This is a genomic window from Streptomyces sp. NPDC088766, from assembly GCF_044750845.1.
In the GTDB taxonomy this organism is placed as follows: domain Bacteria; phylum Actinomycetota; class Actinomycetes; order Streptomycetales; family Streptomycetaceae; genus Streptomyces.
On the sequence record NZ_JBIVKQ010000002.1, the window covers coordinates 83,428 to 92,934 of the forward strand.

Genomic DNA, 9,507 nt, shown 5'->3' on the forward strand with positions numbered 1-9,507 from the left:
TCAGGGTCTGACCAGCAGCCGGAAGTCGAAGGCGTACCGGGACGCACGGTAGACGTGCGTCCCGTACTCGACCGCGCGTCCCGTGTCGTCGTACGCCGTGCGCCGCATGGTCAGCAGGGCCGCCCCCGTCCGCTCCGCGAGCAGGGCGGCCTCCTCGGGGGTGGCGGAGCGGGCGCCGATGGTCTGCCGGGCGCTGTGCAGCGTGACGCCCGCCGCGCGCAGCAGCCGGTACAGGCCGGTCGCCTCCAGCCGTGCCGTGTCGAACTCCGGCAGGGCCGGGGGCAGGTAGTTGCGCAGGTGGGCCAACGGCTGTCCGTGCGTCGAGCGCAGCCGCTCCAGGAGCGTGACCTCGGCGCCCTCCGGCATCCCCAGCGCGGCGGCGACGTCGGCCGCCGCCGGCACGCGTTCGTTGCGGACGACGTGCGTTGCCGGTTCCTGCCCGGCCGATTCCAGGTCGTCGTAGAGACTGCTCAGTTCCAGCGGCCGTTTCACCTGGCTGTGCACCACCTGCGTGCCCACTCCGCGGCGGCGCACCAGCAGACCCTTGTCGACCAGTGACCGGATGGCCTGACGGACCGTCGGGCGGGACAGGCCGAGCCGGGCGGACAGGTCGATCTCGTTGCCGAGCAGGTCGCCGGGGGCGAGTCCCCCGTGCTCGATGGCCGCCTCCAACTGCTGGGCGAGCTGGTGGTAGAGCGGCACCGGGCTGCCACGGTCCAGCGTGAAGTCCAGCGCGTCCGGCGCCGGCCCCGGCACGGCACGGGAGGGATCACCGGTCCTCGGCATCGGGCACCTCCTCGGGGGGTGGGTGACGCTCCTGCGTACGGGGTAGAGATCGCTCCCTCAGGTGTAGGGCCCGCCCGCCCCCCTGTCAATGCTTTGTTCTTACATTCGGACCTGCTTGTGAAGTGATGTCTTGACAAAGTATTGACAGGGGGCGCCCCAGGGGATTGGATCCCGTCCCAGCAGCGCGCAGTTCCCGGCCTTCCGGTCCGGGCCCGGATCCTCGTGATCGCCTCCCCCTTCCCCGTCGTTCCCCTGTCGCACAGTGAGGTGCAGGAAAGATGGACAGCTCTTCCCCCTCCCGTTCCTCCCGTTCCCGCAGAATCGCCCCGGTCGTGGCCGCGGCCGCCGCGGCCGCCCTGGCCCTCGCGGGCTGCTCCAGCAGTTCCGGCGGCAAGAAGGCCGAGGACACAGGGGGCGAGGCCACCGCCGGCAAGGCCACGACACCCCGGATGACCGTCGCGCTGGTGACCCACCAGTCGCCCGGCGACACCTTCTGGGACATCGTCCGCAAGGGCGCCGAGGCCGCCGCCGCCAAGGACAACGTCAAGCTGGTCTACTCCGCCGACCCCAACGCCGGCAACCAGGCCAACCTGGTGCAGAACGCGATCGACCAGAAGGTTGACGGCATCGCCGTCACCCTCGCCAAACCCGACGCCCTCAAGGACGTCGTCGCCAAGGCGAAGGCCGCGAACATACCCGTCGTCGGCCTCAACTCCGGTGTCAGCGAGTGGAAGAACCTCGGTCTGATGGAGTTCTTCGGCCAGGACGAGACCGTGGCCGGCGAGGCGCTCGGCAACCGGCTGAACTCCGAGGGCGCCAAGAAGGTCGCCTGCGTCATCCAGGAACAGGGCAACATCGGCCTCACCCAGCGCTGCGACGGGGTGAAGAAGACCTTCTCCGGCACCACGGAGACCGTGTACGTCAACGGCACCGACATGCCCTCGGTGAAGTCGACGATCACCGCCAAGCTCAAGCAGGACAGCGCCGTCGACTACGTCGTGACCCTGGGCGCCCCGTTCGCGCTGACCGCCGTCCAGTCGGTGTCGGAGGCGGGCAGCAAGGCGAAGATCGCCACCTTCGACCTGAACAAGAACCTCACGGGCGCCATCGACCAGGGCACCATCCAGTTCGCCGTCGACCAGCAGCCCTACCTCCAGGGCTACCTGGCGATCGACTCGCTGTGGCTCTACAAGAACAACGGCAACTACCTGGGCGGCGGGGAGCAGCCGGTGCTCACCGGTCCGGCCTTCGTCGACAAGTCCAACGTCGACGCGGTCGCCGCGTACGCCGCGAAGGGCACCCGGTGATGAGCACGACCCGGCACGCCGGGCCGGCGGTGACCACACCGCCGGCCCCCGGCCCGAAGGAGACCGACGGCCGGACCTCCCGACGCCCACTGGCCCTGCGGCTGCTGGCCAGACCCGAGGTGGGGGTCTTCCTCGGCGCCGTCGCCGTGTACGTCTTCTTCCTGATCACGGCTCCGCCGGTGCGCGACGGCAGCTCGATGGCGAACGTCCTGTACCAGTCCTCCACGATCGGGATCATGGCCCTGCCGGTGGCGCTGCTGATGATCGGCGGCGAGTTCGACCTGTCGGCCGGTGTCGCCGTCGTCACCTCGGCGCTCACGGCGAGCATGCTCAGCTACCAGCTCACGATGAACGTCTGGGCCGGTGTGGTCGTCGCGCTGGCCGTGTCCCTCGGGATCGGCGCGTTCAACGGCTGGATGCTCGTGAAGACCGGCCTGCCCAGCTTCCTGGTCACCCTCGGCACCTTCCTGATCCTCCAGGGCGTCAACCTCGCGGTCACCAAGCTGGTCACCGGGAACGTCGCCACCGACGACATCAGCGACATGGACGGTTTCGGCCAGGCGAAGAAGGTCTTCGCCTCGTCCTTCGACGTCGGCGGCGTCCAGGTGAAGATCACCGTGGTGTGGTGGCTGGTCTTCGCCGCCCTCGCCACCTGGGTCCTGCTGCGCACCAGGTACGGCAACTGGATCTTCGCCGTCGGCGGCAACAAGGAGTCCGCCCGGGCCGTGGGCGTCCCGGTGACGTTCACGAAGATCTCCCTGTTCACGCTGGTCGGCTTCGGCGCCTGGTTCGTCGGCATGCACCAGCTGTTCACCTTCAACACGGTGCAGTCCGGCGAGGGGGTCGGCCAGGAGCTGATCTACATCGCCGCGGCCGTCATCGGCGGCTGTCTGCTCACCGGCGGCTACGGCTCGGCGATCGGCCCGGTCTTCGGCGCCTTCATGTTCGGCATGGTCCAGCAGGGCATCGTCTACGCCGGCTGGAACCCCGACTGGTTCAAGGCCTTCCTCGGCGTCATGCTCCTGGGCGCCGTCCTGATCAATCTGTGGGTCCAACGCACGGCCACCCGGAGGTGACCCCCATGGCGAACGGCAAGACCGGCACCCACGGTGCCGTCCTCGCGGACATCCCCCCGGCCGACGCCGACCGCCCCCTGGTCGAACTGCGCAACGCGGGCAAGTCGTACGGCAACATCCGCGCCCTGCACGGCGTGGACCTCACCGTCCGCCCCGGCAAGGTCACCTGCGTGCTGGGCGACAACGGCGCCGGCAAGTCCACCCTCATCAAGATCGTCTCAGGGCTGCACCAGCACACCGAGGGCGAGTTCCTCGTCGACGGCGAGCCGGTGCGCTTCACCACCCCGCGCGAAGCCCTCGACCGCGGTATCGCCACCGTCTACCAGGACCTCGCCACCGTCCCCCTGATGCCGGTGTGGCGCAACTTCTTCCTCGGCTCCGAGATCACCAAGGGCCCCTGGCCCGTGCGGCGCCTCGACATCGAGACGATGAAGCGGACCGCCGACGAGGAACTGCGCAACATGGGCATCGTCCTCGACGACCTCGAACAGCCCATCGGCACCCTCTCCGGCGGCCAGCGCCAGTGCGTGGCCATCGCCCGCGCCGTCCACTTCGGCGCCCGCGTCCTCATCCTCGACGAGCCCACCGCCGCCCTCGGCGTCAAGCAGTCGGGCGTCGTCCTGAAGTACATCGCCGCCGCCCGCGACCGCGGCCTCGGCGTCATCTTCATCACCCACAACCCGCACCACGCCTACATGGTCGGCGACCACTTCGGCATCCTGCGCCTGGGCACCATGGAACTCTCCGCCGACCGCAGCCGGGTCAGCCTCGAGGAACTCACCCACCACATGGCCGGCGGCACCGAACTCGCCACCCTCAAACACGAACTGGCCCAGGTGCGCGGCCTCGACGTCGACGAACTCCCCGAGGAGCAGGACCTCGCCCCGCCCGCGGCGGAGGACGGCGGGGACAAGAACTGATGGGGCGTCACCTGAGCTGACGGGCATGGACGCCACGCACGACACCGGCCCGCGAGCCGTACGACCGGAGGCCGACGCCACCGCGTCGGCGCCCGCACTGCTGCTGCGCCCGTGGCGCGTTGAGGACGCCGCCGGAGTGGCCGAGGCATACCGGGACCCGGCGCTGCGCCGCCGGGCGAGTGCGACCGTGCGGGACGAGACCGAGGCGCTGCGCCGGCTGCGGACGCGGCACGACGGCCGGGAGACGGGGGAACGCCTCGCCTTCGCCGTCCTGCAGGCCCGGCCCGACGGCGGCGGCGAAGGGCGGTCGGCGGGACACGTCGTCCTCAAGGCGCCGCACGGTCCCGAGCCCGAGGTCGGCTACTGGACCGCCGCCCCCGCACGCGGCCGGGGCGTGGCTCCGCGCGCGCTGGGCGCGCTCACGCACTGGGCCTTCACCGCCCTCCCCGAAGTGACCCGTCTGCGACTGCTGCACACCGCCGCCAACACCGCCTCCTGCCGCGTCGCGGAGAGGGCCGGCTACGGCTTCGAAGCCGAACTGCTTCCCGCACCAACGGAGTTCCCGTCCGAGGGTCACCTCCACGTACGGACCGTCAGCGGACGAGCTCCCGCGTGAACACCACCCGTGGTTGACCGGGGCCGTTGTCCTCCTCCTCCAGCCGGACGGCGAAACCGAGGCTGCGGTGGAACCCGACGGAACCCTCGTCGCCCGGCGTGGTGACGGCCTTGCGCCGGACGGCTCCCCGGGTGCGGGCCACCCGCGTGAAGGCGTCGTGGTCTCCGGCACGACCCGCCCGACAGGCCCTGGGGTCGGCCGCCGGCCGCCGACAGGCGGCGGCCCGCACCCGCTCCTATCCTGGTGCTGATGGGCCGCACGCGGCCCGTGCCCCTGGTGCGGCTGTGGCCTGCGGCGAAGTCTCCTGGTGGGAGTGAGCCCATGACCCGTCCGTATGTCCGTGCGTGCAGGGGGGCCGCGGCCGCCGCCGCGGTGGCGGCTCTGGTAGTGCCGCTCGCGGGAGGTACGGCGGGGGCGGCGCCCCTCGTCGGGGACACCGTCGCCGCGGCACCCTCCCCGACCCCTTCCGGCGATGCCGTCCGCGAGCTCACGCCCGACGTGGAGCAGCAGCTCGACCAGGCCGTCCAGCAGGTCATGAAGGAGGCGGACGTACCCGGTGTGTCCGTCGGCGTCTGGACGCCCGACAAGGGCGAGTACGTGAAGTCCTTCGGCGTCGCCGACAAGGACACCGACCGGAAGATGTCGCCCGACCTCTTCATGCGGATCGGCAGCGAGACCAAGACGTTCACCGTCACGGCCGTGCTGGAGCTGGTCGACGACGGGAGGATCGGCCTGGACGACACCATCGGCAAGTACGTCGACGGCGTACCGAACGGCGACGAGATCACCCTGCGGCAACTGGCCGGCATGCGCAGCGGACTGTTCAACTACTCGATGGACGAAGGCTTCTTCAAGGCGCTGACGTCCGACCCGGAGCGGCCGTTCGCGCCGCGGGAACTGCTCGACTACTCCTTCAAGCACCCGGTGCTGTTCCAGCCCGGCGCGGAGTTCAACTACTCCAACACCAACCTGATCCTGCTGGGCCTGGTCGTCGAGAAGATCAGCGGACAGACCCTCGCGGACTACATCCAGGAGAACATCCTCGACCCGGCGGGCCTGGACGACACGAGCTTCCCCACCGGCAACGAGTTCCCGCAGCCGCACTCCCAGGGCTACACGAACCAGACCGCGACCGGCAAGGTCGAGGACGCGGCCGACTGGAACCCCTCCTGGGGCTGGGCCGCCGGCGCGATGATCTCCAAGCTGGAGGACCTGCGGGTCTGGGCGCGGACCGTGGCCACCGGCCGATTCCCCGACGGGGAAAGGATGATCAGTCCCGCCACCCAGAAGCAGCGGCTGATCACGCCGTCCATGCCGGTCCCCGGCTCGGGCTACGGGCTCGGCATCTTCGACGTGCAGGGCTGGATCGGCCACAACGGCTCCCTGCCGGGCTACCAGTCCCTGACCGTCTACCTGCCGTCGGCGCAGGCCACCCTCGTCGTCGTGCTGAACACCGACATCAGCTACAAGAACGAGGAGCCCAGCACCCTCTTCGGCGAAGCCATCACGAAGATCATCTCGCCGGACCACGTCTTCAACCTGCCGGCCCAGCCGGCCCCGAGGTGAGGGAGCCGTCCGGCGGCGGGCCGGGTACCCGCCGCCGCCCGTACGCCGGTCAGGAGGCGCGCACCTCCGCGATCGTCACCGGCCGGTGCTCGTGCAGCGACAGCGTGCACGCCTCCGCGATCCAGCCGGCCTCCAGGGCGTCCTCGACCGTGCAGGGCGAGGGCCGGGTGCCGGCCACCACCTCGGTGAACGCGGTGAGTTCGGCCCGGTAGGCGGCGGTGAAGCGGTCCATGAAGAAGTCGTGCGGGGTACCGGCCGGGAAGGTCACGCCCGGCTCCACCGAGCGCAGCGGCAGCTTGTCCTCCAGGCCCACCGCGATGGAGTCCTGGAAGCCGTGGATCTCCATGCGGACGTCGTAACCACGGGCGTTGTGACGGGAGTTGGAGACCACGGCGATCGTGCCGTCGTCCAGGGTGAGGACCGCGCCCGTGGTGTCGGCGTCGCCCGCCTCCCTGATGAAGTCCGCGCCCCGGTTCCCGCCCACCGCGTACACCTCGCGCACCTCGCGGCCGGTGACCCAGCGGATGATGTCGAAGTCGTGCACCGAGCAGTCCCGGAAGATGCCGCCCGACGCGGCGATGTACGCGGCCGGCGGCGGCGCCGGGTCCAGGGTGGTCGACCGCACGGTGTGCAGGGTGCCCAGCTCACCGGAGCGCACGGCGGCGCGCGCGGCGACGAACCCGGCGTCGAAGCGGCGGTTGTAGCCGATCTGGATCGGCACGTCCCTGCCCCGGACGGCCCGGAGCACGTCGACGCCCTCCCGCATGGTCCTCGCGACGGGCTTCTCGCAGAAGACGGGCACGCCCGCGTCGACGGCGGCCAGGATCAGCGCCGGGTGGGCGTCGGTGGCGGCTGCCACGACGATGCCGTCCACCCCGGCCGCCAGCACGGCCTCCGGGGAGTCCGCGACCTCGGCACCGAACCGGTCGGCGGCGGACTTGGCGGCCTCGGCGAACGGGTCGGCGACGACGAGCGACTCGACGGCGTCGAGTCCGGACAGGGTCTCGGCGTGGAAGGCGCCGATGCGGCCGAGGCCGAGAATGCCGATACGCATGGGGGTGCAGCTCCTTGCAGGTGGTACGGGGGGAGGCCGTACAGGGGAGGTGGTACAGGGGGAGGAGGCCGTACAGGGGGAGGTGGTAGGGGAGAGGCCGTACAAGGGGGGGTACCGGGGGACGGCCGTTGCCGGGGAGGACAGGGGGCTAGTCGAGGCCGCCGAGTACGTTCTGGTCCCAGTCGATCACCGAACCGGTGACCACGCCGGACCGGTCGGACAGCAGGAACACCACGAAGTCGGCGATCTCGTCCGGTCGGCCGAGCCTGCCCATCGGCAGCCGGGCGGCCGCCCGCTCCCGCCAGTCGTCCCCGGCGCCGTGGAAGGCCCGCTGGGTCGCGTCCTCGCCCTCGGTCGCCGTCCAGCCGATGTTCAGGCCGTTGACGCGGACCCGGTCGAAGCGGTGGGCGTGCGCGGCGTTGCGGGTCAGGCCGGCCAGGCCCGCCTTGGCGGCCACGTACGGGGCGAGGAACGGCTGCCCGCCGTGCGCCGACGAGGTGATGATGTTGACGACCGTGCCGGGCGCGCCGCGGCCCACCATGTCCGCGACGGCGGCCTGCATGGCGAAGAACGGCGCCTTGAGGTTGATGGCGATGTGCTGGTCGAACAGCTCGGGCGTGGTGTCCAGCAGCGTGCCCCGTGCGGTGAGCCCGGCGGAGTTCACCAGGCAGTCCACCCGGCCGTACGTCTCGACCGTACGGGTCACGGCGGCCTTCGCCTGTGCGGCGTCCGCGAGGTCCGCCCGGACGAACACCGCCCTGCCGCCGGCCGCGGCCAGCTCCGCGACCAGCGCCTCGCCCGGCTCCGGGCGGCGGCCGGTGACGGCCACCACGGCGCCCTCGCGGACGGCGGCCCGCGCGATCGCGGCGCCCACACCCTGGCTGCCGCCGTTGACGAGCACGACCTTGTCGCGCAGAAGGCCCCCGGAGGGGGAGGGGTCGTCGGAGGGAAGAGATCCCATGGAGGAAGGGTCCTTTCAGCTCGCGCGCCGCTCGGCGCCCGCCCGCACTGCGTCCCGCAGGGCTTCGGGGGGCCAGGCCTCGTGCAGCGCCCGCCGCACGGTGTCCGCCTGCGAGGGCGGGGCCAGGCCGTCGACCGGCGGGTCGCTGTCGAGGTTGGTGGGGAAGGGGTAGCCCTCGGCGCACGCGGCGATCACCCGCTCCAGCCAGGCCGGGTCGGCGCCGTCCGCGGCGCGCTTCAGCAGCACCGGATAGACGGCGTCGGTCACCGCCGCCCGGTCCACCGTCTCCATGGCCCGGCCGAACGCGGAGGACACCTGGAGCAGGTTGGCCGTGCGGCGGATGCCGGCGGAGCGGTTGGTGCCGGCCGCGTGGAACAGCGCCGGGTTGAAGAAGACGGCGTCGCCCTTCGCGAGGGGCAGCTGGACGTGCCGCTCCTCGAAGTACGCGCGGAACTCCGGCAGCCGCCACGCGAGATAGCCGGGCTCGTACGTCTGGGAGTACGGCAGGTACATCGTCGGGCCGGACTCCACGGGCATGTCGCAGTGGGCGACCGCACCCTGGAGGGTGAGCACGGGGGAGAGGCGGTGGACGTGCGCCGGATAGGCGGCCGCGGCCTCGTTCGAGAGGAACCCCAGGTGGTAGTCGCGGTGCGGACTCTGCGCGGCGCCGCCCGGATTGACGACGTTGACCTGCGAGGTGACCTGGTATCCGGGGCCGAGCCAGGCCCGCGAGACCAGCGCCAGGACGTCGTTGGCGTAGTAGTCGGCGAACGCCTCCGGGTCGTGGCGGGCCGCCTTCTCCAGCGCGTTCCACACGCGGTCGTTGGCGCCGGGCTTCGCGAAGTGGTCGCCGGCGGCCCTGCCGGACGCCCGCTGCCCGGCGATCAGGGCCTCGAACACGGCCGTCAGCCGGTCCACGACCGCCACCTCGGGGAAGGCGCCCCGGACGACCACGACGCCGGGCCCGTCGGTGAGGGCGCGGACCAGCTCGGCCCCGACGTCCGGGGCGCTGCCCCCGCGCAGCCGGTCGCCGTCGTACACCGGGACGTTCTGCTCCACGCGGGAGGCGTGCGGGTGGTCGGCCGCGTCGGTGCCGCGTTCGACCAGCGCGCGGAAGGCGTCGAGGTCGCAGTCCCGCTCGGACAGCCAGGGGGTCAAGGACATCGTCGTCCTCCGGGGACAAGGGTGGTTCGGTGCTGTCATTCTTGTCAGTACAAACTC

General features: G+C 71.5%; 10 protein-coding genes. 5 read left to right on the plus strand and 5 right to left on the minus strand.

Annotated features, from left to right (window positions below; genetic code table 11):
• Positions 1–786: a GntR family transcriptional regulator gene (locus ACIP5W_RS03125; RefSeq protein WP_401465896.1), complete on the minus strand. Its 786-nt coding sequence runs from the start codon at positions 784–786 to the stop codon at positions 1–3.
• 278 nt (positions 787–1,064) lie between these two features.
• On the opposite strand from ACIP5W_RS03125, the gene ACIP5W_RS03130 reads away from it, so the two are divergent.
• Genes ACIP5W_RS03130 through ACIP5W_RS03145 form a run of 4 tightly spaced genes read left to right on the plus strand, consistent with a single transcriptional unit; the run spans position 1,065 to position 4,705 of the window.
• The gene (locus ACIP5W_RS03130) at positions 1,065–2,093 is read left to right on the plus strand and encodes a sugar ABC transporter substrate-binding protein (protein WP_401465899.1); all 1,029 of its coding nucleotides are present in this window, start codon (positions 1,065–1,067) and stop codon (positions 2,091–2,093) included.
• Positions 2,093–3,169: an ABC transporter permease gene (locus ACIP5W_RS03135; RefSeq protein WP_401465902.1), complete on the plus strand. Its 1,077-nt coding sequence runs from the start codon at positions 2,093–2,095 to the stop codon at positions 3,167–3,169. The genes ACIP5W_RS03130 and ACIP5W_RS03135 overlap by 1 nt, the downstream gene beginning before the upstream one ends.
• A 5-nt stretch (positions 3,170–3,174) precedes the next feature.
• Positions 3,175–4,089, plus strand: a complete 915-nt coding sequence (locus ACIP5W_RS03140; protein ID WP_401465905.1) for an ATP-binding cassette domain-containing protein — start codon at positions 3,175–3,177, stop codon at positions 4,087–4,089.
• A gap of 25 nt (positions 4,090–4,114) precedes the next feature.
• Positions 4,115–4,705 (plus strand): GNAT family N-acetyltransferase, encoded by a 591-nt coding sequence (locus ACIP5W_RS03145; RefSeq protein ID WP_401465908.1) that lies wholly within the window; start codon positions 4,115–4,117, stop codon positions 4,703–4,705.
• On the opposite strand, the gene ACIP5W_RS03150 is transcribed toward ACIP5W_RS03145, so the two are convergent.
• Positions 4,683–4,847, minus strand: coding sequence for a hypothetical protein (locus ACIP5W_RS03150; protein ID WP_401465911.1), 165 nt, complete (start codon positions 4,845–4,847; stop codon positions 4,683–4,685). The genes ACIP5W_RS03145 and ACIP5W_RS03150 overlap by 23 nt on opposite strands.
• 179 nt (positions 4,848–5,026) lie before the next feature.
• On the opposite strand from ACIP5W_RS03150, the gene ACIP5W_RS03155 reads away from it, so the two are divergent.
• On the plus strand, positions 5,027–6,271 hold the full coding sequence (locus ACIP5W_RS03155; RefSeq protein WP_401465914.1) for a serine hydrolase domain-containing protein: 1,245 nt from the start codon (positions 5,027–5,029) through the stop codon (positions 6,269–6,271).
• 49 nt (positions 6,272–6,320) lie between these two features.
• On the opposite strand, the gene ACIP5W_RS03160 is transcribed toward ACIP5W_RS03155, so the two are convergent.
• The 3 genes from ACIP5W_RS03160 to ACIP5W_RS03170 all read right to left on the minus strand — a co-directional run bounded on the left by ACIP5W_RS03160 (position 6,321) and on the right by ACIP5W_RS03170 (position 9,450).
• Entirely contained in the window at positions 6,321–7,325 is a 1,005-nt protein-coding gene (locus tag ACIP5W_RS03160; protein ID WP_401465917.1) for a Gfo/Idh/MocA family oxidoreductase, read from the minus strand.
• Between the two features lie 148 nt (positions 7,326–7,473).
• Positions 7,474–8,286, minus strand: coding sequence for an SDR family oxidoreductase (locus tag ACIP5W_RS03165; protein ID WP_401465920.1), 813 nt, complete (start codon positions 8,284–8,286; stop codon positions 7,474–7,476).
• A 15-nt stretch (positions 8,287–8,301) separates the two neighbouring features.
• On the minus strand, positions 8,302–9,450 hold the full coding sequence (locus ACIP5W_RS03170; RefSeq protein ID WP_401465922.1) for a phytanoyl-CoA dioxygenase family protein: 1,149 nt from the start codon (positions 9,448–9,450) through the stop codon (positions 8,302–8,304).
• Positions 9,451–9,507 lie beyond the last annotated feature (57 nt).

Coding starts and splice junctions, on each gene's coding strand:
- ACIP5W_RS03125 (WP_401465896.1), bottom strand. CDS start 786: ATGCCGAGGACCGGTGATCCCTCCCGTGCCGTGCCGGGGCCGGCGCCG.
- ACIP5W_RS03130 (WP_401465899.1), top strand. CDS start 1,065: ATGGACAGCTCTTCCCCCTCCCGTTCCTCCCGTTCCCGCAGAATCGCC.
- ACIP5W_RS03135 (WP_401465902.1), top strand. CDS start 2,093: ATGAGCACGACCCGGCACGCCGGGCCGGCGGTGACCACACCGCCGGCC.
- ACIP5W_RS03140 (WP_401465905.1), top strand. CDS start 3,175: ATGGCGAACGGCAAGACCGGCACCCACGGTGCCGTCCTCGCGGACATC.
- ACIP5W_RS03145 (WP_401465908.1), top strand. CDS start 4,115: ATGGACGCCACGCACGACACCGGCCCGCGAGCCGTACGACCGGAGGCC.
- ACIP5W_RS03155 (WP_401465914.1), top strand. CDS start 5,027: ATGACCCGTCCGTATGTCCGTGCGTGCAGGGGGGCCGCGGCCGCCGCC.
- ACIP5W_RS03160 (WP_401465917.1), bottom strand. CDS start 7,325: ATGCGTATCGGCATTCTCGGCCTCGGCCGCATCGGCGCCTTCCACGCC.
- ACIP5W_RS03165 (WP_401465920.1), bottom strand. CDS start 8,286: ATGGGATCTCTTCCCTCCGACGACCCCTCCCCCTCCGGGGGCCTTCTG.
- ACIP5W_RS03170 (WP_401465922.1), bottom strand. CDS start 9,450: ATGTCCTTGACCCCCTGGCTGTCCGAGCGGGACTGCGACCTCGACGCC.